Raw genomic sequence first — 24854 nt, forward strand, 5'->3', positions numbered from 1 at the left:
GTGATCAAGAAATTCGCAGTCACCGCTGCCGCTGCGGTCGGCCTTGTACTCGCGACCGCAGGCGGGGCCGTCGCCGGCTCGGACGGTTACGGCCACGGCGAAGGCGGTGGGCGCGGCGGAGTTTCCGGCCTCGCGTGCGCCGTCGGCAACGACGCGGGCGTCTCGAACATCTGTGGCAACACGAACGTCTACAAACCCATCATTCTGGGCAGCCTGCTCAACCTGCTCTCCCCGCCGCACGGTGGCGGGGGCGGCGGGAACAACGGAGGGGGCAACAACGGCGGCGGCAACAACTGACTCAGTGATCGTCGGCACTCCTCGTTGCTCCACATCAGGCCCGGCTCGGGCGGGCCTGGGCTTAACGGCTCGTGACGTGACGAAGAAAGGGGTGCTGGCGTTGCCGGCCGGGATGCCCAGCACGGAGAGACCCCGGGCGTTTTCGCCCGGGGTCTCTCCGTGCTGGGCCGTTCCACCGGTTCTACGACCGGCTGCGGCCGGTGTCACGCCCACTCCACCCCGAGCCCGGCCAAAGCCTCGCACTGTTCCTGGGTGAGCTTGTCGCGTCGGCTCTTGGTGTTGCTGATGAACACACCGAGCTTCACCACGTGCTCCTGCCCGTCGATGTCGACAGGTTCCTCGTGCTTCTTCGGGACCGGCCGTTCGTGCCCTTCGTGCTGGAGGTACCACGCAAGGGTCGCGATTCCCCGCCGGAAGGGTGCCGTCAGCCCGCCCGCTCCCTTCGCCGCGTGCGCCTTCACCTGGGCGGGCACAGGTTTGTCGGGTGCTACACCGAGCCTGCCGAGGCGTTCCTGTTGCACGGCGCTCAGCTGCGCCCAGGTGTGTGCCCGGCGTTGTTGTGCGAGCCGCTTTCCCAGGTCGTCGCCTTCGAAGAGGACACCGGGTTGGATGTCGGGGAGGGTTCCGCCGGCTTCGGTGTCGGTGAGGGCGGCGAGGATCCGGTAGTGGCGTTGCCAGTCGAGTGGCCACGCTGCTCGGCCCGCGTCTCGGCGCGCCCGGGTCTTTGTCCAGGCCGTCCTTCGGCCGGACTTCGTCTGGCGGGTGACCATCACATGCGGGTTGTCCGTCCGCTGGTCTTCGCGGTGGGCCAGGCAGCGTTCCACTGCCACCCAGGACGGCGGATCCAAAAGGACCGGGTGCGGGCGGTTGCTCCCGAGCCGGGCGGTGCGGGTACGACAGTCGAGGTCAACGGCCCTGGAGCATTTTGACCTCGCGGCTTGAGGCGCCGTGCAACGAGGCGAGCATGCCCAGCAGGGCTTCGTGCGGGTGGACGGCCGGATCCGTTGTCCAGCGGCGGAACAGCAGCCGTTGCTGGTCAAGCGTCAGCGTCGCACCGGTGAAGCCGCTCGGTCCTCGGGCGGTCAGACCGCGGGCAGGTTCGACGAGGATGATCTTCTGGGAACGTGCGAAGCGAAAGAACTGTCCGAGCACCACCAGCCGACGCTTTCGGGCTTTGGACGAGCCGGCCAGGAAAGCTTCGAGATCGTGCACGTCGGTCAGTGCCCAGTGCTGCTTCGATGGTGACATCGGTGCGGGGCAGCGTTCCGGCACGCCGGGACCGCTCACGCGAGCGGATCATGAAGTCGGCGAAAGCCTCCACCGAAGGTCGCAGGGGGTCGGGGACCGCGAGGACGCGACGTCGTCGTCGGCCGGCTGCGAGCCGCTCGGCCTGGTCCGTGGCCATGGCCAGACCGCGACTGGTGAAGAAGGTCTCCAGGGCACGTGCGAGCGAGCCCATCGAGCGGCCCGGGTGGCGGGAGCGTTCGAGTACGGACTGGGGGAGGTTGGGCTGGCCGTCCCGGAGAAGCCGCCCCAGGGAAGTGATCATCGTGCAGGCCCGGCCGACGGAGTACTTGGCGGCGAGATCTGTCGTGAAGTCCTGCAGCCAGTTGGGGGGATTGTCGAGTTCGGCGACGAGGTGTTCGGCCCGGACGAAGGGCCGGTCGGAGTGACGCTGCCAGCAGGCCGAGCGCAGTCCCAGGCCTGCATGCTTCCGTACTCTGCCGCATTGTTCACAGGCGCGGGGCGGCTGTTTGGCCTGTCGGGGACGAGAGCGGTGTGCCCGCACCAGCCGGTGTCCTTGCGGAGATATCCGGGCCGGCTGCGGCGAGGGCATGGCGCCTTGGCGGCGTCGCGTTCGGCCTTCCGCAGGCAAGTGCGGCAGAGAGTCGAGGATTTACGCCGCACCGGTGCCGCATCCGGTGCATACGCGAGTACAGATGATGCACCGGCCGGTGTCCGCCTGGAGGACACGCTGCTGGCCGCACTGGGACAAGCGGCCCGGGCCGCGGCCTCCTTCTGCTGGGCAGTGCAGCGGCAGCAGTAGTGCCGGTCGATGAACCCGACCGGGGCTCCGCAGCCGGTGCAGTCGCTCTGTTTGACGCCCATGATGCCGCCCTCCTCGGGTCACGGATGAGGCATCGAACGGCCCCGCGCGGAGGCTGCCTTCGGCCGGTCGGCGACCGGCCGCATCGGGGCCGCGGGACGTTCGACGGGGGTGGTGTCGACCTCGAAAAGGTCGTTGGGGGTGCAGTCCAGCGCGGTGCACAACGCGATCAGAGTGGACATCTTCACCTGAGAGGGCTCTTTGCTGAACAGCGCAGACACCGAGGCGGAGGACATCTGCAGCCCGGCGCGTTCGGCCAGCAGCCGCTGCAGCTGGGTGCCGGTCCAGACCTCCCGCTGGGCGGCGGCCATCCGCAGGCGCCATCGGATCTTCATGCTGAGCTGTCCCCCTCGGCAGTGAGTTCGCCGAGCGTGGTGGTCACCGCGCGGCGGTAGGCATCCTCGATGAACGTTGCGGAGGGACGGACGTATCTCATGGTCGAGCTGACCGTCCAGTGACCAAGGAGCTGCTGGATGGCCACCAAGTCCACACCGCGCTCGTAGTTGTGGGTCGCGCAGGCCCTTCGCAGGGCGTGCGGACTGAACCGGTCGGTTGCCGGCCCGCCTTCGAGTTCCACTGGATAGCGCAAACGGTTGTGGATCGTCCCGCGATGCGGACTTCCGCCGGACCTGTCCGTGAACAGCACCGGTGAGTCGGGGAACTTCCTGCGGACGTCGTCGAGGAACCAGCGCAGAACGAGGTCGAGCCCGTCCAGCATCGGTACCCGACGCGGTCGGGGCCCGGAGGTGCGGGCGCCTTTGCCCGCGGCGGGTCGAGGCGGCCCGCCCGGCAAGGGCCAGGTCACCGACGACACGGTCGATGTCTTCGGGAGTGACGTCCCAGGCGGGCCGGCCCAGCGCGGTAATCGTTCGTTCCAGCAGTCCGATGTCGTTCTCGACCGTCACCGGACTGAACCCGTGGGCCCGCCACGAGGCGACAAACGCCTCAACGCACTCAGCCTGAAACTCCCACGGATGGGCGGTCACCGGCTCCAGTAGCACGGCACCACCCTGGACCACCCTCAACTGGGATGCCACCGGCACACCTTTCTCGCATCTGACCGATCAAGGCAACACCTGGAGAATCCGGGTACCACCACGAAGACCAATGAGGACAGCAGAAGACGGATACGGGCCGGTGGCAGCGGCGATCCACGAACAGGAACATGTGCCAGCCCCAGATGAACGGGGCCAGGTCTTCGGCGACGAAGTCCTCGCCACCGCGGTCCTCGACCGCCTCCTGCACCACTGCGAAGTCGTCGCCAGCAAAGGTCCCAGCTACCGACTCAAGAACTTGCCTCCAGGCCATCCAGCGCGAGACCGACGTGGCCTGACAGGTGGGGACGAGGAAAGGTACGCAACTGGGGATCCAACTCCGTACGCCGACACCAGCCGGAGTTCCGCCGAGCTTCCCGTCAGACCCAGTCGAGGGCGGCTGGCTCCCGCAGAAAGCTCACGAACACCGAGTCGTCGTCGTCCGGGCGGGCAGGGTCGTGGAGCACCTGCACCTCTCCACCCCGGACGAGCACGGACGCATCGGCGTACTTGCGCGTCACCCAGCGGCGCGTGCCGGCGGCGTCGACGTAGGTGACTGTGGCGGTGGCCCCCGCAACGTGCCGCCCACCGGAGTCGTCGCTGGAGTAGTGTATGCGCAGCTCGCTGACGGTCCCGGTGGTCCGCAGCCCCTCGATCAGCAGCCGGTCCCGGGTGGCGGCGTTCGCGGCGCCGCGGCGCTCGGCCCGGACAGCCGACCACACCAGCAGCAGCGAGAGCACGATCAGGAGGCCCGGCAGCCAGAGGTCTGCGTAGTAGAGGATCCACCGCCCCCAACCCCAGGGCTCCGGCGGATCGTAGTCCGTCACCACCCAACCGATGCGGTCCGCCGCCACCCAGTCCCGTGCCGCGACAGCGACGCCCAGGGCAAAGCCGGCGACGCCGATCGCCAGTGCCCATCCGCCGCCGCCCCGTGCAGCCCGGTAGCCGTCGAGATGTTGGGCGCCCACCGGCAGCCCCAGGCCCACCAGGAGGGCCCCTGCGGCCATCCCGGCGACGACGAGCGGGACCGAGACACCGGAGACGTGTGTGCCGGACGGCGCGTTGAGGGAGATCGCGCGCAGCGTGTCGAACCACAGAGAGACGAGGAGGCCGAGCACGAAGGCGCCGGCGGCGCCGAGGACGAACCAGATCACGCCCATACACAGGGCCGCCGGATTGCCCACCTGACGATCGCGTTGCTGGCGCCGACGCACTGACGGGTCCACGATCTCCATGACGCCTCCTGTGGTGCAGGTCGGCCCGACCGCCGGGAAGCCATGGTACTGAACTGATCGGGTGATGTCGGGGCGTGCGGCTGGCTGACCGCAGCGAACGCCGGCGACACCCCCGGCCCGCAGCCACCTACTGCGTCTTCCCGGGGCTCGTGACATCGGCGACTGACGTCGTAGGGCCCCGGCCCCCGGTCGGAATTCCTGCTCGGCGGGCGGATCCGAAGCGGCATCGCGCGGCGAACCCCAGAAATCGAACCCGCGAACGTTCGTGGCCAACGCCCCTGGCCTCGGTGCGTCCGCGCCCCTGGCGAAACTGAGTACCCGGCATGACCATCCACACCGAGCAGGACGATCACGTCGTCACGATCACCATCGACAGGGAACGCAGACTCAACGCCCTCGACTATCCAACGATCGACGCGATGTTCGCCGAGCTGGACCGCGTCGACTGCGGCGACCGGGTCCGGGCGGTCGTCCTGACCGGCGACCCGATCCCGGCCACCCGAGCCGCCGGGATGGGCCTCGTCAACAACGTCGTGCCCGCTGACGAACTCCTCGACGCTGCACGGGACTTGGCCGCACGGATTATCCGGCACGCACCGGCGGCCGTAGCAGCCTGCCTGCGCGCGGTCACCCGCGGCGTCAACCTGCCGATCGACGAGGGGATCGCCGTCGAGGCGGCCTGCTTCGCCGCCCCATGCCCACGGACGGCGTGCGGACCGGACTGCGGCGGTTCCTCGACCGCTCAGCCACTGGTCCACGTACGGACGGCCGGCGCCAGCGTGCGCGTCACCCGTAGAGGTTCGAGGAAACGGTCAGGAAGACGAGAAGGTTCGGCACGGTCTCGACCTTGGCGAGCGCCCAGGCTCTGGGCTGTCCGTGCTGCCGGACGGCCACGAAGCCCCCGCCGACATCGATCGTCGCGACGGCCGACCAGGGCAGGACTCCTTCGCGTTCGGTGGAGATACCGGTGGTGTCCACGCTGAACGGGCCGTGACTTACCTTCTGCCCCTCACGGACCGCCTCCCACACCTTCTGGGCCTGGGCGCGGGCGATGGCCTCGGAGATCAGGGGCAGCCAGGTCCCGAAGTCGGCGAATCTGGACGAGATCTGCACCCTGGTGCCGTTGGGCGCTACCAGGGTGGAGGTGTGCGTGGTGTTGTAAGGGGTCTTCGTGCCCTTGTAGATGATCACTTCCTGGACGGTTTCCTGGTAATGGACCGCCTGGTCCCAGCGGACCGCGAACAACTGCCCGGCGCCCCTGTCCACGAGCAGACCCCTCTCGAAGAGGTGCAGCCGTTGACTGCCGAGTTTCTTCCGGAAGTTGGGGCTGTTGAGCAGGGCACCGATGCTCAGCGCAGAGAGGAGCAGGGGGTACCCCCCCACCCACCAGCTCGTGTAGACCCACAACAGGATGCCTCCGGTCGCCAGGCAGGCGATGCCGGTCAGGGAAGCGGCGATGAATAGTCCCCGGTACTTCTCCTGCACGTTGACCTCCTTCCTCGGCAGGAAAGTGTGTTCGAGTCGGCCGAAGCCTCTACGGGAAGCCAGTTGGGCGACTTGAGGGGACGGGGAACCCGGCACGCTCATACAGGGGCCTCGGTTTCGTTTCGGAGCGACACTCGTCAAGGCCGCTTCAGCTGGTCGTGTGGTCAATGAGTTGAGCGAGCAGACGGGTGCGGGGGGCCATCTGCGCGATCTCGACGTACTCGGTGTCCGCGTGCGCGCCACCGCCCACGGCGCCCAGGCCGTCCAGCGTCGGACAGCCCGCCGCCGCGGTGTAGTTGCCGTCCGAGGCACCGCCGACGGCGATCCCCCGCAGCGGTTCCAGGCCCAGTTCCGCGGCAATTCGGCAGGCGAGGGCGAACAGTTCGGCGGAGGACTCCGGCTCCATGGGCGGCCGTTGCCTGCCCCCCAGCACCTCCAGCCGGGCTCCGGGAGTCCGGACGGTGAGTCCCCGCATGAGCTCGTCGATCCGGTCCTGCGCCGCCGTGGTCGGCGCGCGCACGTCCACCGACACCCGCGCCAGCGCGGGCACCGTGTTGCGCGCACTGCCGGCCGACAGCAGGGTGGGCGTGACGGTCGCGAAGCCCAGGACGGAGGGGGCGGCACCAACGGCGCCCACTGAGTCCCCGAGGCCGGCGATGGACAGCACCTGGCGAGCGGCCTCGACCGCGGCGTTGACCCCCTTGTGCGGTTCCTGACCCGCGTGCGCGGCCCGGCCGTGCACCACGACCTCGTACCGCGAAGTGCCCTTGCGGGCGGTCTTGAGCGCGCCCTCCTCGTCGGCGGACGCCTCCAGCACCAAGGCGGCCGCGCACCCCCGCACGGATTCCTCGATCAGCTGCCGGGAGGTCGGTGAGCCGACTTCCTCGTCCCCGTTGACCAGTACGCACACCCCGTCCGGGGAGGGCAGGGAGGCCAGCGCGTGGAACATCTGCACCAGGCCCGCCTTCATGTCCAGGACCCCAGGGCCGCGGGCGATCCCGTCGGCCACCGACCAGGGGTGTTTCTGAAGCGAGCCCATGGGCCACACCGTGTCGTGGTGTCCCACCAACAGGACCCGCGGGGTACCGAAGGTCCACCGCAGATGGGTCACACCGTCGATCACGATCATCTCCGGCCCGGCCCCCAACAGCCTCGCCCCCAGGGCACCGACCACCTCGGCGCTGCGCGCCACCGCCGCGTGGTCCGCCGAGAAGGACTCGCAGAGTACGAGGTCCTCCAAATCGGCCAGCATCGCCGGCAACGCGAGCGCAACCCCCCGGGTCACCGGCCCCACCCCATATCAACTCCCCCTCGCGACAACACACTTCCCCCTCGGATCTCATCGGCCATGGGCAGCGGCGGAGATCGCTCCCCCTCCGGAGCTCCGCCGCGTGCACGACGTTAGGGCGGGACAAGGCATTCCACCAGCGACTGGATTGCATAGGATCTATGCACTGAAGGAATGTGTTGGAGAAGATGGTGATGGCCGGATGGGGCTTGGAGGAGGAAGGAACGTGTTCGAGATTGACGCGCTGCGGCTGCTCGTGGCCGTTGGCGAGACCGGATCGTTCACGAAAGCGGCGGTCCGGCTCAACTACACGCAGTCCGCGGTGTCCCGGCGGATCGCCGCGCTGGAACAGCGGGCGGGCGGGCCGCTGCTCGAACGACTCCCTCGGGGCGTACGGCTGAATCCCGCCGGCCGTGTGCTGCACCGGCACGCCTTGGAGGTGCTCGACCGGATGACGCGGGCGGAGCGCGAGCTGGCGGTGCTGCACGCGGGGCACGGCGGGTTGCTGCACATGGGCGCGTTCGCCACCGCCAACATCTCCCTGGTGCCCGCTGCCCTACGGGCGCTCCAGGAGGCCCGGCCGGATGTCGAGGTCGTCGCGGTCGAGGGCCCGACCGACACGCTGATGGCCCGCCTCGCGGACGGGGCGCTGGACATCGCCGTCGTCAGCGACTACCCGTCCGGCCTGCCGTCGGCCGACGGGGTCACGACGAGCCTGCTGTGCGAGGACGAACTGTTCGTCGCTCTCCCGCGCGGACACCGCCTGGCCGGATCCGGGACGATCGGCCTGCGTGAACTGCACGACGAGACATGGCTCCAGAGCGCGTACGGAGACCGTCCCACGATGCTTGCCGACGCCTGCGCCCGGGCGGGCTTCACTCCCAGGAAGATCATCCGCATCGCGGAGTGGACCGGGAAGTTCGGCTACGTGGCCGCCGGGCTGGGGGTGGCGCTGGTCCCCTCGCTGGCCGCCCGGGCGGTCCCCGACGAACTCGTCCTGTGCCGCCTCACCGATCCGGCCCTGCGGCGGACCGTGCATGTGGCGCTGCCTGCCGCCCCGCTGCCGACGGCATTGAAACTGCGGGATCTGCTGCGCGACACCGTTGACTGAACCGTTTTCCGGAGCGATCAGCCGGTATGCAAGGTGAGTGTGGGTATAAGGCGTCGAGTGTGCTGGCCAGTACGGAACGACGGGTCACGCTGACGGAGTGGTGTACGGACGGCCACTCGGTGATCAATTTTGAGGCTGTGCAATGAGGGGCCTTGGCTGAGGACCCTCCTGAGACCTCGCACTGACAGGGACAAGGTCGTGAGACAGATGTGCCGTGTCCCTTAAGGGCGTGTATGTGGTTGCGATCTTGGCCGCCGCGGATCGCGGTCGCCATCGCCGAGATGGGGGAAATGGCAGGTCGGTAGTGGCGGCGAGTGCTGAGTGGGCGTCAAGGGCGGCAGGGAGAGCCGGGGCTGGCGCCTGTTCGGCTTGAATACGGCTACTCGAACGGCCGGTTCTACGCCTATACGCGGCCTTATCTCGAAGGGCCGGGGCTGCCGGCGGCGCAGTACGTTGGCGTAGGCCCGGCCGAACTTCGGGCACCACCGGCGCACCGTCTCGTAGGACACCATGACGCCGCGCTCGAGCATCAGCTCCTCGGCCTCGCGGAAGCTGAGCGGGAACCGGAAGTACAGCCACACGCAGTGGGAGATCACCTCGACCGGGTACCGGTGCCCCTTGTGCGACGGCGGCGTACTGCCCACGGACAACCCCCTCCACCATGACCAACCCGAAGATCATCCCACCCGTCAGCCAACGTGACAGTGCCCTCCAGCGGCACCACCGGCCGTCCCACTGTCGTCGGCTACACCGACAACGACCTGTCCATGTGGGCGGACGTGGTCGCCCGCTCGATCCGCGCCGCGGGCGGACGTCCCGGCCACAAGGTGCACATCTCCTACGGCTACGGTCTGTTCACCGGCGGTCTCGGTGCGCACTACCGGGCCGAGCGGGCCGGCTGTACGGTGATCCCGGCCTCCGGCGGCATGACGGCGCGCCAAGTGCAGATCATCCAGGCCTTCAAGCCTGAGATCATCATGGTCACCCCGTCCTACATGCTCACTCTGCTCGACGAATTCGACAGGCAGGGCATAGACCCGCGTACCAGCAGTCTCAAAGTGGGCATCTACGTCCTGTCCGAGGTGAACGGCCCTGGCGTCGCCCAGGAGTGCGTGGAGACCAAGGACGGGCCGCACGTGTGGGAGGACCACTTCTACCCCGAGGTCGTCGACCCGGTTACGGGCGCCGTCCTGGCCGCGGGCGAGGAGGGTGAGGTCGTCTTCACCTCGCTCACCAAGGATGCCCTGCCGATCATCCGCTACCGCACCCGCGACCCGACCTGGCTGCTGCCCGGCACCGCCCGGCCCGCCTTCCGCCGCATCGAAAAGATCACCGGCCGCTGCGATGACATGATCATCCTGCGCGGGGTGAACGTCTTCCCCAGCCAGTTCGAGGAGGTCGTGCTGCGCACCCCGGGCGTCGCCCTGCACTTCCAGATCCAGCTGAGCCGACGCGGCCGCATGGACCGTATGGCCGTCCGCTCGAGTATCGCCCCGGCGCCGACCCCGAGCAGCGGGAGGCCGCCGCCAGGGCGATCGCGAAGGGTGTGAAGGACGGCGTGGGCGTCACCGTCGAGGTGGCGATCGTGGAGCCGGAGACCCTGGAGCGATCCCCCGGCAAACTCCGACGGGTCCAGGACCTGCGGGAGGCGTGATCTCCGCCGAGTAGGACTCGGCGGGCCGGATTCGCCAACAGTGTCAAGGGCCCGTGGCAAGGAGAAACGCGCCGCCTCCACTCGGCCCACTCCACCGCACCGACCACCCGACGCGTACCACTCCCGCGCCGCCGGCCGCACCGGTGCGCACCACCCACCGAGTGGATACGCACCGGGTGGATGCGCACCAGCGCACCAGTGCGCATCGTGCGCGTGGCTACGGGCGCGCGGTCATGGACTGCACGGTGCGGGCCCACTCCAGGTGTTCGTCGCGCATGGTCTCCGGGGTGGCGCGGGTGTCTCCGTGGTCGTCGGGGTCGGGGATGACGATCTCGACGAAGCGGATGATGCTGCGGGCGATGCCCACCATGGCCGTAGTGGGGGAGTCGCGTGTCCAGTCCCGCAGGGCGGACAGCAGGATGCACCCGATCTCGTCCAGGGCGAAGGAGTCCGCGTGCGGCTCCCCGTTGCCCAGGACCCCCGTGACGGGGAAGACGATGCTCGGCGAGCCGCAGCAACAGGAAGGCCGGCTCTGACGTGGCCGACGTGGGTCCGAGTGATGTATCAACTCGCCTTGTTCGTACGGGAATCCATCCCGATTGCGTTGCCACAGGGGCCATCTCCAGGGCGTCCAGGACGATCCTGGTCTCCTTGGTGGTGGAGGCGGACCAGCCGACGATGCGACGGGAGAAGGTGTCACGACGAAGGCGACGTAGACGACTCCGTTCCAGGTTGCGACGTGTGTGAGGTCCGCGACCCAGCAGCGGTTGGGGGCACTGGCGACGAAGTCGCGGTCAAGGAGGTCCGGGGCCCGCTCGGCGGCCGGATCGGTGATCGTCGTGATCGCCTTCCTACCGCGGACGGCTCCAGTGATACCGAGCTCGCGCATGAGGCGCTCGACGGTGCAGCGGGCCACGGCGTGTTCCTGCCGGTTCAGCTCACGCCAGATCTTCCGGGCCCCGTAGACGCGGTAGTTGGACGAATAGACCTCCTGGATCCGCTCCTTGAGTTCCTCATCGCGCACGGAACGGGCGGAGGGAGTGTGGAGGCGCTTGCTCGTCTTCTGGATGGTGTCGCGACCGCAGCTTGGCAGCGGCATGAGGCCACCTGCGGCCTGACAAGACCGTTCGCGGTTGAAGATGGCCAGCTGCGCCTCCGGCCGCCACCTTGGGATGTCGGCGAACCGCAGGTCGCCGGAGGCACTCCGCAGCGTTGAGGACAACGCCGACCGAGTCCTTCCACTCGTGACGCCAAGCCACCTGACGCGGCGGGCGGCAAGAGTGTGAGCGAGGGCGCCGGGCCGATGAGGTCGTTGACTTGATGACCACGACTGTCACGGAGGTCGGCGACCGTGATGCGCTGCCCGGGCTCAGACCTTGGAGTGCTTGGAGCCCTTGCGGCGGTCGGCGAACTCGGTGAGCAACTCGGCCGGCTCCGGCTCGGTGCCGCTGCCGAGGTACCGGATGCCCTCGCCTTCCGGAGCGGCGGCGGTGGCCAGGTGGTCGTCGCCGATCCGGCGGACCTCCACCCGGACCGGCTCGGCGACGTCGGCCTGGGCCAGGACGTCGGCGACCCGCTGCAGGTACGGGCGGGCGCGTCGAGTGCGCAGTTCGGCCTCGGCGATCGCCGAGGCGCCGTGGTGGGTGGCGGTGGGGTAGCTGAGGTGCTCAGCGGCCTCGGTCGGTGTGAGACCGGGGGTGGCCTCGACCAGGTCGGCGATGCGCCGGCCGCGGAGCTGTGCGAGGCCGGCCTGGGCGGTCGGGAACTCCGCGATTCCCAGAGTGTCGGCGACTTCGTTGATCGTGATTGCCGGGTTGGCGTCGAGCAGCTCGGCGATGCGGGGCAAGATCTGGTCCCGGGGGATCATGTCGCCGCTGCCGACGCGACGGCCGCCGTCGGCTCCTCGTTCGGGCCTGTCAGCTTTGTAGCCGCGGACGATGCGGCGCGGCCAGTGCTCCGTAATGGCCACATGGTGGCCACTCGGGCAGGCCGGGCGAGCGGACCTGGGCCGGGGAGCCGGCCCGCGAGGGGCGGTGACGGTCTTCCTGGCGATCGCCAGGTATTCGAAGTGGGTCCCGGCCTCCCGCAGCCAGCCCTGCAGTTCGGCGATCTGTGTGCCGAGGTCGCCGGCCAGGGTCCGGGCGGCGTCCTGCTTGATGCCGAGCGCCTCAAGCAGGGCTGGATGTTCGCGCGGTCACCGCCTGCGGTTCGCGCCAGGTGGGAGTGTTCGCGCCGACGCCGGCCGGCTCTCGCCAGCACGGCCGCGCGGCTTCAGGAGAGCGAGGTCGGGCTGCGGGGTGGTGGTACGGCCCGGAGCAGTTACCACAAGGGGTGTGGGGCGCTACGGAATCTGCTTCGATTCAGTCTTCGTTGGCGGTGAAGTACGTCTGGTCGATGTCAGTAACGGTGAGCCCGTTATCGAGCCTGACAGTCAGCAGATACTTGATTGGTCCGGCTGCCCGACTCTCTTCCACTATGCCTGGCGTGCCCTCAGTTATCCAAAGGCGGGGTTGCCCACGCTCGCCTTGTGCAATCAAAATACTCTGTGCCGCTTTGACACGGGTGCCCTCGTCAAGAGACTCCATCGTGTACGCCCTCCTGCTGGCCAGCACCTTGCCGACCCGCGTCGATCCTGCCATGACAGCACGTCACGGCTCCGCGAGAACCGGCCCCGGCCCAGCAGGGCGTTGGCTACGTCTGCTGTCTTGCATCGACACTACCGAGCCGGGCCAGGCAGATTGGGGTCCTGATCCGGCACGCCCTGGGCATCGATGTGCGGGCAGCGCTGCTCGATGTCGCCCTCAGCCGCCCGGCCGCGGTCGCCCCCACCGCCCGCGGATACGCAACCGTGCGGGTTCGTGACCAGCCCGTGCAGCGGACGGCTGACGTCTCTCTACCGCTTCCCGAGGATGGGGGTACCCGTAACGCAGCCCACTGGCTCGACCAGAACGTTGCCTGCTGCGGGAGAACTACCGGGACGCCCCACCCGTGGACGGGTTGGCGGCCAGGCGGACGAGGTCGCGCATCGGGTGCACGTCGACCGGGACGCTCGTCCCGGCTTCGATGATCTCCTCACCGGAGACGAGGTGGCTCGTGGTGAACGGCGGCCGGCCCGGCACGGTGACCAGCATCCGGACCCTGGTGCAGCGGTCGTTCTCTCCGCACCACACGCGCTGCGCGGACGTGACCCGCCCATTGACGCGCACGTTTGCCGTGTCCAGGTCGAGCCACACACGCTGGTCCCGCACGGTGCCGACGATGGCCAGGACCAGGACGACCACGGTGAGAGGGGTACAGACGAGGCCGGTCACGACGACACTCAGCCTGTCGTCGTCGGGGACTTACCGGCTGATACCTGCCAGCAGGATCAGGGGACCGGCGCAGACGACCAGGAGCCCGAGACCGGTCCAGATCGGCTGCTCGGAAGAGCCCGGCGGACGATTCACCGGACCTTCGGCCTCGGGTACTCCACCGCTCGTAAAGCTGATGGCCATGACGCAATGCCCTTCCGAGGTCGTCGAGACGGCGCGCACCGAACTCGCCGCCCTCCCGCTGCGCGACCGCAGCCCCCATGTAGATACTCAGCGCTGCATGTCCGTTCGCCGGAGCTATACGAGAACAGGGCCAAGCCCCCCCCCCGTGAGTTCACGAAAACTCTTCGGGCGGCACTCTGGGAGCCATCGCGTTCGAGTTGTTCACGAGCTGTGGCGGCACCGATTCCCTCGGAGGCCCTCGAATGGATTTGCCACGCGCGGCTGGCCGTTGAGCACTGGGCCGTGCCCGGCTGGGGCTGTAGGTGCTCAGTGGCGGTACGCGGCCATCGCGACCTCGATGAACGAGTGGACCAACGGGTTGGTTTCGCCGTCGTTCCGTACCGCGACCACTCGGCTTGGCGCCATGTCGACCAGCGGAACCGCGATCAGGTTCTCGGGCAGGTCGTGTCCGAGTGGGGCCAAGCCGACAGTGCTGTTCCAGAGCACGGCCTGCAGGCATTCCTGGACGACGCGCACCACCGGGCCCTCGCGCGGCTTGCCGCCATTCCAGTACGACTGCCAGATCGGGTCGGTTCCCTGCGGGAACTGGAACCATCGGCTGTCGGCCAGGTCGGCCAGCTTCAGGTAGTCGCGACGGGCCAGCGGATCGTCGGTGCGCAGTACCGCACCGACCGGATCGGTGCGCAGCTCACGCACCGTCAGGGCGGTGTCGTTGAACGGCGCACGGGTCAGGGCGACGTCGACCAGTCCGGCGCGTAGCCCGCAGGTCGGGTCGGTCAGGTCGGTGTCGCGGATGCGGATGTCGACGCCGGGGTGGCGTCGGCGGTAGACAGCCGCCAGCCTGGTGATGCCGGGGTCGGTGCCGTCGCCCAGGATGCCGATGGTGAGGGTCGCGGCGCCTGCCGCCGCGGCCACGCGGACGCGGACGCGGTCGGCCTGGTCGAGCAGGGCCCGCGCTTCGTCGAGCAGCAGCGCCCCCACAGGGGTGAGCGTGACGCCGGCCTGCGAGCGGGCGAACAGCAGGGCACCGATCTCTGTCTCCAGCTGCTTGATCGCCCGGCTCAGTGGCGGCTGGCTCATGTGCAGGCGGGTGGCGGCCCGGCCGAAGTTGAGTTCCTCGGCGACCGCCACGAAGTAGCGCAGGGTACGTAGCTCCACGCTGCGACGATACCCGCAAGGTATCGGCGTGCTGTAACAGGTCTTGGACACTCGCAGAGCCCTGGCGGTGCACTCGGAGCATGACCGACGAAGCGAAGACCAGTAAACCGCAGGCCGGCCCCGCCGTATCGGTGGTCGGCCCCGACGACGGCGAGACGATCGTCATGGGCACCACACATATGCGCGTCCTCGAAGACGGCAGCCACACCGGGCACCGCCTGGGGATCGCCGAGTCCGTGCTCGCCCCGCATACCCCCGGACCGCCGCAGCACCGCCATGCCCAGCACGAGGAGGGTTTCTACATCATCTCCGGCACGGTGCGGTTCACCGTCGGGCAAAAGGACTACGACGCGGTCGCGGGCACACTCGTGATGGTCCCGCGCGGCGCCCCGCACACCTTCGCCAACCTGGCCGACCGACCCGCCGTCATGCTCAGCATGTTCACCCCCGACCTGTATGTGCAGTACTTCCGAGACCTCCAGAGCATGACCGCCGACGGCAGGCCGCTGACACCCCAGGCCGGCATTCACACGATGAGCCGCTACGCCACCGAGCCCGCTACCGACTTCGCCTGAAGCCGGCGGGCCGACACCCCGGCTGCCCGCCCCGGCTGACCTTTCACGGCAGATGCCTGCTGGTGCGCCGTGTCGCCCTCGACCGGCGTCCGGTCGCGCATGTCGCGAAGGAACTCGGCGTCTCCCGTCAGTGCGCCCACCGCTGGGTGAACCGCTACCGCGCCGAGGGCTGGTGCGGGCTGCAGGACCGCAGCAGCAGCCCGCACCGCCATCCCATGACCGGCCAGGTCATCCGAGCCACCAGAGCCAGCAGCCGACGCTACGAACACCCCCGGCCCGGCGACATGATTCACACCGTGTCAAGAAACTCGGAAAGATCCCCGCCGGCGGCGGCCACCGCGCCCACGGCCGCGGCAAACGACCCGCATCCCTCCGGGGCCTGGGTTACGACTACGTCCACGCCGCCGTCGATGACCACTCCCGCCTCGCCCACGCCGAGATCCTTCCCGACGGGAAGGGCGCCACCTGCGCGGGCTTCCTCACCCGCGCAGCCGAGTTCTTCCACGCCCGCGGCATCACCCGCATCGAGCGGGTCATGACCGACAACGCCAAGAACTACCGGCTCTCCCACGACTTCCAGGCCGCCTGCCAAGCACTCGGCGCACGGCAGAAGTTCACCCGCCCGCACTGCCCATGGGCCAACGGAAAAGCCGAACGCTTCAACCGGACCATGCAGACCGAATGGGCCTACCGGAAGGTCTTCACCAGCAACGCCCAGCGCGCCCGAGCACTCGCACCCTGGCTCGGCTTCTGCAACACCGGCCGCCGACACACTGCGCTCGGCGGCCAGCCACCGATCAGCCGACTGTCACCAATGTCATGACCGAGTACACCTAGGGTACTCGTGCTGGTCATGGGCGTGAGTCTGCGGAGAAGACCGTCTGTCAGCACGGTTGAGTCGAAGAGAAGCGCGGCAACGACGTCGCCGGATGTGCGAGCCTTCTTCTCCCGGACGCCGACCGGGAAGACTCTGATGCACCCCGACGATGCCCTCAAGCAGCTCAGCCACATCGCGCGCGAGCGGGCGTTCTGTACTCACGTCGGGTCCGACCGGCTCATCCAGGCAGGGCCTGACGCGTTGATTGCCGGGATTGAGAGCCCCTCCCTCGCCATGTTGGCTGGCCTCCTCCGGACCGAAGAGCCCGACGCCCCAGGGCTCTTCGACCAGGTGCTGGAGGAGTTGGGACTGGTCTTCCAGCCCCCTGCTGACCCGCGTGCCGCGAAGTGGGCAATGGCCCACTGGGTCGCCGGTCAGATCGTTGACGGATCCCTCGCCCCTGCCACCGGCACCCACATCATCTGGGCAGACATCGCCCATGACCTTGACTATCCCGAAGATCTGGAACCCCTCGTCTCCTGTGCACACGGCTGGGACGACTGCCAGGAGGGCTGGGGAGCTCCTTCGAGGAACTCAACAAGGAAGCGGTCGAGGCGGCGAAGCAGTTCTTGATCAAGCGGTCGGCAGCAGAGGCAGGGAGCTGACCACCGGTTCCTGCCCGCAGTGGTTGGGCGGTCTTCTACGATCCGGCGCATGTTGGATCCCGAGCTGCTGGCGGAGGTGCGGGCCGAGCGGGACGAACTCTCCGTCGCCGAGCGAGTCTTTGAACGGGTGAGCGAACAGCTCGCCGACGAATGAGCCTCGGACGCGCCGATGCCCGGGCATGTGGGTGGGCATGCGGTGATGCTGATCCCGCACCGCACGTCGGGTCTGGAGGAGACTGTGCTCCCGCCGGGGGTTCCGCCCCGTCGTAACCCGGTACGAGAATCGGGCCTACATCTACCTCGGCACCGTCACCCTCGGAGCCCTCATGATCTGGCTCCGAACATGATCCGAGAAACAGTGCCTAGAAGACTGATGAAGATCTTGTTGAGGGGCTGTCCGGCCGGAGGCCGGGCAGCCCCTCGTGGTCATGTGCCGGCTGGGGCGAGGTGCCAGGTGCCGTTCGTGTGGGTGAGTCCGAGGTTGATCAGTCGGCGGAGGTTGAGAGCGGCTGCTCGGGTGTGGAGCCAGGTGTCGTTCTTGATGGTGCCGATGTAGCGGAGTCTGCGGTTGCCTCGGCGGACGATCCAGGCGACAGCCCGTTCGACCGGTGGTCGCCAGCGACGGTAGGCGGCTTGCCAATGGGGGTCGGTGGCGGCCTGGTGGCGGGCGGCCGCCTGCTGGTCGTGGTGGGGGCGGAGGGTCAGGATCCTGCCCGCTTTGGCTCTGGTGCACTTCTCACGCAGGGGGCAGCCGGTGCACAGGTCTTTGAAAGCCGCTTTGCGCTGGTGGTGCTGCCCGCCCGGGTCCGACAGAGGGACGGTGTGTCCTTGGGGACAGGTCACGGTGGCCGCGGCGGTGTCGATGGCGAAGTCGTCGAGAGTGAAACCGCCGGGAACGGCCGCCCGCAGCGGGGCGGGTTTGAGGAACAGCCGGTGTCCGGTCTGCTCCAGCACCTGGCGGGCGTCACCGGTGGAGTAGGCGGTGTCGCCGAAGGCGTGAACCGGCTCGTCCTCCTCGGCGAGCAGGTCCAGGCCGACGGCGGCTTCGTGGTGCTCCGGCCCGGTTCCGGGAGTGAGGGCGACGGCGGTGAACAGGCCGGTCTCGGGCTCGACGGCGAGGTGGGCCTTGTATCCGTCCTGCTTGTGGGAGCGGGTCTTGTGGACGTGCCGGGCTTCGGGATCGACGGTGGAGACCATGCGGCCAGGGGCGGTGCCCTGGGTGATGCGCCAGCGCCCGTCGCGGCCGTCGGAGTCCTCGGCCGGTTCGACATCCTGCCCGGCGACCAGGGCCAGGATGCCCACCGCGTTCGCGGCCTTCTCGCCGAGCTGCTGCTCGGGCAGGTGCCCCAGCAGCCGCAGTGCATCCGTGACCAGGGCGTCGACCAGCGCGGCGCGGGCCCGGGCGTCGTTCCAGGCGATGCGGGGCTTGCCCGGGTCGGTGTAGTCGTGCGCGGTGCACTGCACGGCCGCGGCCGGGCCAGCTCCCGGGACTTCCCGGATGACCGCCCGGACAGCGGCGATGATCTGGGTGACGGTGTCCTGGGTGGCGACCGCGTCGTCCAGGACGGTGGAGTCCAGTGCCCGGCGGCGCCTGCCCCTCAGGACGCCGGTGGCCTTGACGACCTCGCGGACCGCTTCGAAGACCCGGTTCGGGCGCGTGGAGCGGGCCAGCCGTCGACGGAAGTAGGCCAGCAGGGACGGGTCGAAGGCCATGTCGTGCAGACCGAGCCCGCAGGCGGCTTTCCACCGCAGGTCACAGCGTAATTCCTGGACCGTCTCGAAGTCCGACAGGCCGTGCAAGGCCTGCACCGTGATCGCGGCGGCCAGGATCTGCGGCGGCATCGAGGGCCGCCCGTTCGCCGACGGATACATGTCGGCGAACATCTCCGCGGGAAACAGCCGGCCACGGTGCTCGGCCAGGAACGCGAACACACTCCCAGCCGGAATCAACTCCCGGCACGTCACCCACACATCGGGCCCGACCGTCTCCCCGACCCACTCCCCTTGAACCACAACAACGAGTCTGGCCCCGCCGCTGACGCGGCGGGGCCAGAACCCAACATCTTCATCAGTCTTCTAGGGCTTTCTTCCGAGGCCGGGTGCGACCGAGGACCGATCCGGAAGAGGAACCTCCACCTTTAGCGTGGTGGTCATGAGTGAAGCTGGGCAGATAGCCGCCTCGGACTGCGCCGTTGCCCTTGTGCGCGGGTACGCGGAGCAGGACGCCGTCGCGGTGGCGAGTTCCCTCGTCACGCTGGACGCGTCCGGTCAGGCGAGGGCGTACGCAATCCTCGGGGCGCAGTTCCAGTGGACTCTGAGCATCGTCGAGGTTGTCGGCCGGGGCATCGGGGTCTGCCGTCTGGTGCGTCTGGCTGACTTCGTCGCTTCGGCCGCGCCGCCGCACTACGAGTTCGCCGTCACCGAGGCCGTACGTGCCTGGGCTCGCGACGACCTGGGTGGGGTTCGGCAGGTGTGCGGCGAGGACTTGGTGGGTGCCCTGCATGTGTCGGCCGTTTTCGTCGCGGCGCTGGGACTGGCGCTGTGGGGCCAGGACACTTTCCTGGGCGTTCTGACCGAGTACGGGCAGAACGCCCAGGACCTCATGACGGGACACCGGCCCGACTTCTAGCCGACTCGCCCCCAATGAACTCTCGCCGGCTTCGTCGTCGATGCCCCCATCCCTGACCGAGGCCGGCGAGAACCCCCGCGTAGTGAAGGAGAGTTCCGCGTATGCCCAGCCGTGCCGCCTTGGTCGAGGGTCTCATGGATCGCTTCCCGGACCTGCCTCGGGAAGCGGTGATCAAGGAGGACCTGCTGCGCGGCGGCATCGCCTTCGATGCCGCCGCGCTGAGTGACAACCACGACGGGGACGTCAAACCGAAGTCGTACTTCATCTTCTCCTTCGACCATGGCACCCTGCCCGAGCTGGGTCAGGCCGCGCTGCGCCGCCCGCCGGAGGAGATCGTGCTGACTGGCGGGCCCTATGGGCTGCGCCGCACGGTGGTGTCGGTTCGGGTGAACCCTGCCTCGCCCTATCGGGTGGCTCCCGGCGCTGAGGGGAGGCTGGGTCTGTATCTGGAGGGGGAGCGGATCGCCGATGTCGGTCTGCCGCCGATGCCGGACTATTACCGGCACACCCTGGCGAGCGGGAAATCGGTGATGGAGGTCGCCCCGACCATCCAGTGGGGCTATCTGATCTATTTGACGGTGTTCCGCGTCTGCCAGTACTTCGGCGCCAAGCAGGAGTGCCAGTACTGCGACATCAACCACAACTGGCACCAGCACAAGGCTGCGGGCCGCCCCTACACCGGTGTCAAGCCCGTCGAGGAGGTACTGGAGGCGCTGGAGATCATCGACCGGCACGATGTCGCCGGCACTTCAACCGCTTACACGCTGACCGGCGGGGCGATCACCTCACGGGTCGGGGGGCTGGACGAAGCCGATTTCTACGGGCAGTACGCCAAGGCGATCGAGGAGCGGTTCCCCGGCCGCTGGATCGGCAAGGTCGTCGCCCAGGCCCTGCCCAATGACGCCGTGAGGCGCTTCCACCACCACGGGATACGGATCTACCACCCCAACTACGAGGTGTGGGACCGGCGTCTGTTCGAACTGTACTGCCCCGGCAAGGAACGGCACGTCGGCCGCGACGAATGGCACCGGCGCATCCTGGACTCCGCCGAGATCTTCGGGCCGCGCAACGTGATCCCGAACTTCGTCGCGGGGGTCGAGATGGCCGAGCCCTTCGGTTTCACCAGTGTCGGCGAGGCCATCGACTCCACCGTCGAAGGCCTGCGGTTCTTCATGTCGCACGGCATCACCCCGCGCTTCACCACCCGGTGCCCGGAGCCCACCACCCCCCTGGGCAAGGCCAACCCGCACGGAGCACCGCTGGAATACCACGTCCGGCTCCTTGAGGCGTACCGGGCGACGATGCAGGAGTTCGGACTGAGCTCGCCGCCCGGATACGGCCCGGCCGGCCCCGGGAACGCCGTCTTCTCCGTCAGCTCCTTCATGGACACCCTCCCCGCGCAACCGCGGGAGGCGAAGAAGTGAACTTCCGTACACCGATCCCGGCGCTGTTCCCCGGCGCCTCGGGCCGTATCGTCACCGCGCTGACCGCCCACCGGGCGACGAACACGGGGGCACCGTTGTCGCCGACGGACCTGGCCCGTGACGCGTCCGTTGCCGTCACCCAAGTGGAGGCCACGCTCTTCCGCCTCGGTCTCCTGGGCCTGATCGAGCCACGTGGGCGTGGAGGGGATGTGCGGCTGGTCGCAGGGCACGTCGTGTGGAAGGCACTGGACGGCTTGGCCGACTTGCGGCAGCGCGTGGTGGAGGAAGTCCGCGAACGTGCCGCTGCGGACCTCATCCCCGCCCCGGCCCGGCTCGCCATCGCCGGTCCCGTCGCCGACGGCACTGCCACACACCCGGCCGACGTACTGGAACTGATCGTCGTCCCACCCTCCACAGCCCCCGAGAACTGGAGCGAGCAGGCAGACCGCATGGCCGCGCGGCTCTCCCGGCACCTGGGCAACGTCGTCACCCTTCGCACAGCGGCGACCGACGCCGACGCCGCCCGCGTCGCCGGACCCGAGGCATTCCTCATCATCCCGCCAGACAGTGCGCGGTAAATCACCGGCAACCGCTTCCAGGAGACGAGGGGAGATGCCCCTCCCCTCGTAGCGTGGAGTCCGTGATTGCGGGGGAAGCCGGGATTGCCGTGGAGGTCATGTTCCACTCGTCGTCTGGCTCCTTCAACGCGATCAATGTGGCCGCGCCGGAAGAAGCTGGCCACTGGTTGTTCCGGCACCGTCGTGAAGTACGAGGTCGCCCCCTTGGGTAGCAGTCAGGCTGATCGCCTCCGAGGGCGGTATCAGCATTCTCGCCCAAGGAGTACGAACAGGGCATGGAGCAGTTCCGCGTCGCGGTGCTCGACGCCGACCCGGAACGCTTCCCCGCCCTGGCCCACTTCGCCCGCGACATCCGTCCCCTCGGAGCGGACCGCCGCGCCGCATGCTCCGTACGCCCGCGTGGGATCCGGACCGGACGTACGGCGGGTGGTGAGGAGGTCTCGGGACCTCCTCCGGCTCTCCGGCACCCCGCGGTACGCGGAAGTGCACGGCGCCGCCCGCGAGGTGCTGGCACGGCATCTCGCGGGCGGTGGACCGCACATCCGCATCGCCGATCGCCGCCAGGCGCTGCGCGGGTAGCCGCCCGGTGCGGTCCGGGTGTCCGGTGGAGGTCCGGACCCGTCGGCCGCAGGGGTGTCACCGTTCGCCTACGGTCAGCCTTTCGGGGGCCGACGGCCACTTCTCCATGGCTGCGACGATCTCCGTCAGTCGGGTCTCGAAGGCCGCAGCGTCGACGTCGCCGCTTCCGTAGGCCTGCCACAGGTCGACGAGCTGGTCTTCCCGCTCGCCGAGATCGATGAGCTTGCCGGCCAAGGTGAAGCCGTCCAGGGACGGCTTCCCGACCTCCAGCACCCAACGAGTCGCAGCCGCGGCTGCGGTGATGCCACGGCCTGCCAGTTCAACAATGGTGAAAGGCACCTTGGGATGGGTTGCCACGGCGAGGAACACACCCAGGAAGACCGAGTTCCGAACGGCCGTCACGGCCGCTGTCCCGCCGCTGGACGCTTCACTGTCCGACACGTCCCTACCTCTCATCCGCAGGATGCCGCACGCCCAGAGCAGTCGCGATCGCCCAGCAGCCTACCGAGATGTCCGGCCAAGGATCTGAGCCGAGCCACTAGCCCCGTACTCCGCGGGTCGCTATTCGGCTGGAGAGCGGGGCCGGGCAGTGTCCGGCACGGGCCTGTCGACGTTCGATCGGGTGTGTCGATGGCTTCCCGGTCCCCGCGGCCACGAACGGAACGCCCCCGTATGGAGTGCGTGATCGAGTCCGTGTTTGGGCGCTCTGCCCGTCGCTGCCGAGTTTCTGCGCCGGCTGGATGTCAAGGGCCGGAAGCCCCCGCTTCCGCTGGACGCTCGCCCGGTGAGGGGTACGCGGCCGCGCCGGGGGATGACCACGGGGAGCCGTCGCCCTGCGCGCGGCTGCGGGAGCTCGACGAGAACTGCACGATGCGGCACTGAGTTTTCCCGGCCCGGCCGGTCTACGGTTCGTCAGGTGATCAGAAAGCGCGAAGCAGGAGGAGCGACATGAGCCAGTTGCTGCGGGTCCAGAACTTCACCGTCTCGAGCGACGGGTTCGGCGCCGGCGAGGGCCAGAGCCTCGAGAAGCCGTTCGGCCATGCCGATCCGGGGAACTTGCTCGCCTGGGCCTTTGCCACCGACCACCCACCCATCAAGCGCTCCGAACCCGGTGGCCGAGGTCTGGACGACTACTTCACGCGGGACTACGCCCGCAACATCGGCGCCGAGATCATGGGCCGCAACAAGTTCGGGCCGCAGCGCGGGCCCTGGCAGGACCACGAGTGGCAGGGATGGTGGGGTGACGAGCCCCCGTTCCACACGCCGGTGTTCGTCATGACGCACCACAAGCGCCCCTCGTTCACGCTCTCCGACACCACGTTCCACTTCGTCGACGGCGACCCGGCCTCGGTGCTCGCCCAGGCGAAGGAGGCAGCGCAGGGCCAGGACGTCCGGCTTGGCGGTGGGGCCACGATCATCCGGCAGTTCCTCGAGGCCGACCTCCTCGACACCTTGCATGTGGCGGTCGCGCCGACGAAGCTCGGCTCCGGGGCCCGGCTGTGGGAGTCCCCTGATGAGCTGCTCGACCGGTTCCACCAGGACGTCGTGCCCAGCCCGAGCGGCGTGACGCACCACCTGTTCTGGCGGAAGTGAGGCCGGACCACCCGGCCGGCGCGGGCTCCGTCACCGGCGCCCGCGGCATGGCCGCTGCCCAGCGGCGTCCTAAGGGCTGTCCCGTAATCCCTGGCGGGCGCACGACGACAGCTACGGCACCTCGCGGCGTTGTCGGAACGCCCGCATACATCCGGTATGCGGGCGTCCCTCCGCCTTGCGATGGACCGCATCCGACGCCGCGCGCTGATCCACCAGGGATTACGGGACAGCCCTTAGCCTCGTATTTCGCGGGTAGCTGCGGGTGCTGTTCAGGTCTGCAGCCAGCGTGGGCGTCGCACGTCGAGTCCCAGCAGATCGAGGAGGTCGACCTGGACGACCTGGCTGAGGATGATGGTGGGCGGGTCGGTGACTCCGCGGATGCGTAGCTGGGGCACTGTCACGTTGACTGACCGGCCTGGGATGATCTTCTGGTCGGTCGTGCTGGGAGGGGGCGTCCGTGGACAGCGCACCGCCGTCGTGCAAGGGGCACCGGTACCCGGTGGAGATCATCGCGCACTGCGTGTGGCTGTACTTCCGTTTCCCGCTGTCGTTCCGCGAGGTCGAGGAGCTGATGCTCGAGCGCGGCGTGATCGTCTCCCACGAGACGGTCCGCCGCTGGTGTACGAAGTTTCGGGCAGGCCTACGCCGACGGCCTGGGCCCCCGGCGTGTGCAGCCGGGCGACAAGTGGCACCTGGACGAGGTCTTTCTCAGGATCAACGGTGAGCTGAAGTACCTGTGGCGGGCCGTCGACGCCGATGGCAACGTGCTCGGCATTCTGGTCCAGAACCGGCGGGACACCGCTGCGGCCAGGCGGTTCTTCCGCAAACTGCTACAGAAGACCTGCTCGGTGCCGAGGGCGGTCGTCACCGACAAGCTGCGCTCCTACAGCGCGGCCCACCGCGAGGTCATGCCCTCCGTAGAACACCGCGCCCACAAGGGTCTGAACAACCGGGCCGAGAACAGTCATCAGCCGACGAGGCAGCGCGAACGCGCGATGAAGGGCTTCCGCAGTACCGGCGGGGCCCAGCGGTTCCTGTCCGCGTTCAGCGGCATCTCACCGCACTTCCGACCACGCCGCCACCTGATGACCGCCACCGAAATACCGCACCCAGGATGACCACCCGCTTCGC

Annotated in this window: 24 protein-coding genes and 7 pseudogenes; 15 read left to right on the forward strand and 16 right to left on the reverse strand. The window is 68.8% G+C overall.

Annotated features, from left to right (window positions below):
- Positions 1–297: a hypothetical protein gene (locus OHA98_RS19400; protein ID WP_266927439.1), complete on the forward strand. Its 297-nt coding sequence runs from the start codon at positions 1–3 to the stop codon at positions 295–297.
- 203 nt (positions 298–500) lie between these two features.
- Here the strand turns inward: OHA98_RS19400 and OHA98_RS19405 are convergent, their stop codons facing one another.
- From OHA98_RS19405 to OHA98_RS19420, 4 genes are all read right to left on the reverse strand, one after another.
- The gene (locus OHA98_RS19405) at positions 501–1127 is read right to left on the reverse strand and encodes a helicase associated domain-containing protein (protein WP_266927440.1); all 627 of its coding nucleotides are present in this window, start codon (positions 1125–1127) and stop codon (positions 501–503) included.
- Between the two features lie 76 nt (positions 1128–1203).
- The gene (locus OHA98_RS19410; RefSeq protein WP_266927441.1) at positions 1204–1584 is read right to left on the reverse strand and encodes a hypothetical protein; all 381 of its coding nucleotides are present in this window, start codon (positions 1582–1584) and stop codon (positions 1204–1206) included.
- An 840-nt stretch (positions 1585–2424) separates the two neighbouring features.
- The gene (locus OHA98_RS19415; protein WP_266927443.1) at positions 2425–2739 is read right to left on the reverse strand and encodes a helix-turn-helix transcriptional regulator; all 315 of its coding nucleotides are present in this window, start codon (positions 2737–2739) and stop codon (positions 2425–2427) included.
- Positions 2736–3122, reverse strand: a complete 387-nt coding sequence (locus OHA98_RS19420; RefSeq protein WP_266927444.1) for a site-specific integrase — start codon at positions 3120–3122, stop codon at positions 2736–2738. Before OHA98_RS19420 ends, OHA98_RS19415 begins: the two co-directional genes overlap by 4 nt.
- A 464-nt stretch (positions 3123–3586) precedes the next feature.
- Between OHA98_RS19420 and OHA98_RS19425 the strand changes: the two are divergent.
- Positions 3587–3737 (forward strand): annotated as a pseudogene (locus OHA98_RS19425) (ATP-binding protein); the annotation flags it as partial.
- Positions 3738–3818: 81 nt separating this feature from the next.
- On the opposite strand, the gene OHA98_RS19430 reads toward OHA98_RS19425, so the two are convergent.
- On the reverse strand, positions 3819–4673 hold the full coding sequence (locus OHA98_RS19430) for a hypothetical protein (protein WP_266927446.1): 855 nt from the start codon (positions 4671–4673) through the stop codon (positions 3819–3821).
- A 512-nt stretch (positions 4674–5185) separates the two neighbouring features.
- On the opposite strand from OHA98_RS19430, the pseudogene OHA98_RS19435 reads away from it, so the two are divergent.
- Positions 5186–5305: pseudogene (locus OHA98_RS19435) on the forward strand (enoyl-CoA hydratase); the annotation flags it as partial.
- 154 nt (positions 5306–5459) lie between these two features.
- Here the strand turns inward: OHA98_RS19435 and OHA98_RS19440 are convergent.
- Together OHA98_RS19440 and OHA98_RS19445 are read right to left on the reverse strand one after the other, a co-directional pair.
- A complete protein-coding gene (locus tag OHA98_RS19440) occupies positions 5460–6158 on the reverse strand; it encodes a DUF6585 family protein (RefSeq protein WP_266927447.1) in 699 nt (232 codons plus the stop codon).
- A gap of 148 nt (positions 6159–6306) precedes the next feature.
- Complete coding sequence (locus OHA98_RS19445; protein ID WP_266927958.1) at positions 6307–7410, reverse strand: M20 family metallopeptidase; 1104 nt, start codon at positions 7408–7410, stop codon at positions 6307–6309.
- A gap of 262 nt (positions 7411–7672) precedes the next feature.
- On the opposite strand from OHA98_RS19445, the gene OHA98_RS19450 reads away from it, so the two are divergent.
- Positions 7673–8557, forward strand: a complete 885-nt coding sequence (locus OHA98_RS19450) for a LysR family transcriptional regulator (protein ID WP_266927448.1) — start codon at positions 7673–7675, stop codon at positions 8555–8557.
- A 431-nt stretch (positions 8558–8988) separates the two neighbouring features.
- Here OHA98_RS19450 and OHA98_RS19455 read toward each other — a convergent pair.
- Positions 8989–9201: pseudogene (locus OHA98_RS19455) on the reverse strand (IS6 family transposase); the annotation flags it as partial.
- A 66-nt stretch (positions 9202–9267) separates the two neighbouring features.
- Here OHA98_RS19455 and OHA98_RS19460 point away from each other — a divergent pair.
- Positions 9268–10211 (forward strand): annotated as a pseudogene (locus OHA98_RS19460) (phenylacetate--CoA ligase); the annotation flags it as partial.
- 217 nt (positions 10212–10428) lie between these two features.
- Here OHA98_RS19460 and OHA98_RS19465 read toward each other — a convergent pair.
- From OHA98_RS19465 to OHA98_RS19485, 5 genes are all read right to left on the reverse strand, one after another.
- Positions 10429–11310 carry an IS3 family transposase gene (locus OHA98_RS19465; RefSeq protein WP_266927450.1) on the reverse strand — a complete coding sequence of 294 codons (882 nt, stop codon included), beginning with the start codon at positions 11308–11310 and terminating at the stop codon, positions 10429–10431.
- A 270-nt stretch (positions 11311–11580) separates the two neighbouring features.
- Positions 11581–12180, reverse strand: coding sequence for a hypothetical protein (locus OHA98_RS19470; protein ID WP_266927452.1), 600 nt, complete (start codon positions 12178–12180; stop codon positions 11581–11583).
- A gap of 391 nt (positions 12181–12571) precedes the next feature.
- On the reverse strand, positions 12572–12850 hold the full coding sequence (locus OHA98_RS19475; protein ID WP_266927453.1) for a hypothetical protein: 279 nt from the start codon (positions 12848–12850) through the stop codon (positions 12572–12574).
- 330 nt (positions 12851–13180) lie between these two features.
- Positions 13181–13522, reverse strand: coding sequence for a hypothetical protein (locus OHA98_RS19480; RefSeq protein WP_266927455.1), 342 nt, complete (start codon positions 13520–13522; stop codon positions 13181–13183).
- Positions 13523–14011: 489 nt separating this feature from the next.
- Positions 14012–14863 carry a LysR family transcriptional regulator gene (locus tag OHA98_RS19485; RefSeq protein WP_266927456.1) on the reverse strand — a complete coding sequence of 284 codons (852 nt, stop codon included), beginning with the start codon at positions 14861–14863 and terminating at the stop codon, positions 14012–14014.
- Between the two features lie 80 nt (positions 14864–14943).
- On the opposite strand from OHA98_RS19485, the gene OHA98_RS19490 reads away from it, so the two are divergent.
- The 3 genes and pseudogenes from OHA98_RS19490 (at position 14944) to OHA98_RS19500 (ending at position 16888) form a co-directional block, all read left to right on the forward strand.
- Entirely contained in the window at positions 14944–15438 is a 495-nt protein-coding gene (locus tag OHA98_RS19490; protein WP_266927457.1) for a cupin domain-containing protein, read from the forward strand.
- Positions 15435–16261: pseudogene (locus tag OHA98_RS19495) on the forward strand (leucine zipper domain-containing protein). Before OHA98_RS19490 ends, OHA98_RS19495 begins: the two are co-directional and overlap by 4 nt.
- Positions 16262–16291: 30 nt before the next feature.
- A complete protein-coding gene (locus OHA98_RS19500; RefSeq protein WP_266927458.1) occupies positions 16292–16888 on the forward strand; it encodes a hypothetical protein in 597 nt (198 codons plus the stop codon).
- A gap of 458 nt (positions 16889–17346) precedes the next feature.
- Here the strand turns inward: OHA98_RS19500 and OHA98_RS19505 are convergent, their stop codons facing one another.
- Positions 17347–18891 (reverse strand): IS1182 family transposase, encoded by a 1545-nt coding sequence (locus tag OHA98_RS19505; protein ID WP_266927959.1) that lies wholly within the window; start codon positions 18889–18891, stop codon positions 17347–17349.
- A 181-nt stretch (positions 18892–19072) separates the two neighbouring features.
- Here OHA98_RS19505 and OHA98_RS19510 point away from each other — a divergent pair, with 181 nt between their 5' ends.
- From OHA98_RS19510 to OHA98_RS19530, 5 genes and pseudogenes are all read left to right on the forward strand, one after another.
- Positions 19073–19549, forward strand: a complete 477-nt coding sequence (locus tag OHA98_RS19510; protein ID WP_266927459.1) for a hypothetical protein — start codon at positions 19073–19075, stop codon at positions 19547–19549.
- A 101-nt stretch (positions 19550–19650) separates the two neighbouring features.
- Positions 19651–20973, forward strand: coding sequence for a radical SAM protein (locus OHA98_RS19515; RefSeq protein WP_266927461.1), 1323 nt, complete (start codon positions 19651–19653; stop codon positions 20971–20973).
- The gene (locus tag OHA98_RS19520) at positions 20970–21551 is read left to right on the forward strand and encodes a hypothetical protein (RefSeq protein WP_266927463.1); all 582 of its coding nucleotides are present in this window, start codon (positions 20970–20972) and stop codon (positions 21549–21551) included. Before OHA98_RS19515 ends, OHA98_RS19520 begins: the two co-directional genes overlap by 4 nt.
- Positions 21552–21790: 239 nt before the next feature.
- Positions 21791–21934: pseudogene (locus OHA98_RS19525) on the forward strand (TetR/AcrR family transcriptional regulator); the annotation flags it as partial.
- Between the two features lie 43 nt (positions 21935–21977).
- Positions 21978–22130, forward strand: a complete 153-nt coding sequence (locus OHA98_RS19530; RefSeq protein WP_266927464.1) for a hypothetical protein — start codon at positions 21978–21980, stop codon at positions 22128–22130.
- A 57-nt stretch (positions 22131–22187) separates the two neighbouring features.
- On the opposite strand, the gene OHA98_RS19535 is transcribed toward OHA98_RS19530, so the two are convergent.
- Positions 22188–22571: a hypothetical protein gene (locus OHA98_RS19535; RefSeq protein WP_266927465.1), complete on the reverse strand. Its 384-nt coding sequence runs from the start codon at positions 22569–22571 to the stop codon at positions 22188–22190.
- A gap of 507 nt (positions 22572–23078) precedes the next feature.
- Between OHA98_RS19535 and OHA98_RS19540 the strand changes: the two genes are divergently transcribed.
- Positions 23079–23723, forward strand: coding sequence for a dihydrofolate reductase family protein (locus OHA98_RS19540; protein WP_266927466.1), 645 nt, complete (start codon positions 23079–23081; stop codon positions 23721–23723).
- A 269-nt stretch (positions 23724–23992) separates the two neighbouring features.
- Here the strand turns inward: OHA98_RS19540 and OHA98_RS19545 are convergent, their stop codons facing one another.
- Positions 23993–24124, reverse strand: coding sequence for a hypothetical protein (locus OHA98_RS19545; RefSeq protein WP_266927468.1), 132 nt, complete (start codon positions 24122–24124; stop codon positions 23993–23995).
- Between the two features lie 56 nt (positions 24125–24180).
- Between OHA98_RS19545 and OHA98_RS19550 the strand changes: the two are divergent.
- Positions 24181–24778, forward strand: a pseudogene (locus OHA98_RS19550) (IS6 family transposase); the annotation flags it as partial.
- Between the last annotated feature and the right edge of the window lie 76 nt (positions 24779–24854).

The sequence above is a fragment of the Streptomyces sp. NBC_00654 genome, assembly GCF_026341775.1.
GTDB lineage: Bacteria > Actinomycetota > Actinomycetes > Streptomycetales > Streptomycetaceae > Streptomyces.

Coding starts and splice junctions, on each gene's coding strand:
- OHA98_RS19540 (WP_266927466.1), top strand. CDS start 23,079: ATGAGCCAGTTGCTGCGGGTCCAGAACTTCACCGTCTCGAGCGACGGG.
- OHA98_RS19510 (WP_266927459.1), top strand. CDS start 19,073: ATGAGTGAAGCTGGGCAGATAGCCGCCTCGGACTGCGCCGTTGCCCTT.
- OHA98_RS19515 (WP_266927461.1), top strand. CDS start 19,651: ATGCCCAGCCGTGCCGCCTTGGTCGAGGGTCTCATGGATCGCTTCCCG.
- OHA98_RS19500 (WP_266927458.1), top strand. CDS start 16,292: ATGGGCGTGAGTCTGCGGAGAAGACCGTCTGTCAGCACGGTTGAGTCG.
- OHA98_RS19420 (WP_266927444.1), bottom strand. CDS start 3,122: ATGCTGGACGGGCTCGACCTCGTTCTGCGCTGGTTCCTCGACGACGTC.
- OHA98_RS19465 (WP_266927450.1), bottom strand. CDS start 11,310: ATGCCGCTGCCAAGCTGCGGTCGCGACACCATCCAGAAGACGAGCAAG.
- OHA98_RS19445 (WP_266927958.1), bottom strand. CDS start 7,410: ATGCTGGCCGATTTGGAGGACCTCGTACTCTGCGAGTCCTTCTCGGCG.
- OHA98_RS19475 (WP_266927453.1), bottom strand. CDS start 12,850: ATGGCAGGATCGACGCGGGTCGGCAAGGTGCTGGCCAGCAGGAGGGCG.
- OHA98_RS19430 (WP_266927446.1), bottom strand. CDS start 4,673: ATGGAGATCGTGGACCCGTCAGTGCGTCGGCGCCAGCAACGCGATCGT.
- OHA98_RS19415 (WP_266927443.1), bottom strand. CDS start 2,739: ATGAAGATCCGATGGCGCCTGCGGATGGCCGCCGCCCAGCGGGAGGTC.
- OHA98_RS19490 (WP_266927457.1), top strand. CDS start 14,944: ATGACCGACGAAGCGAAGACCAGTAAACCGCAGGCCGGCCCCGCCGTA.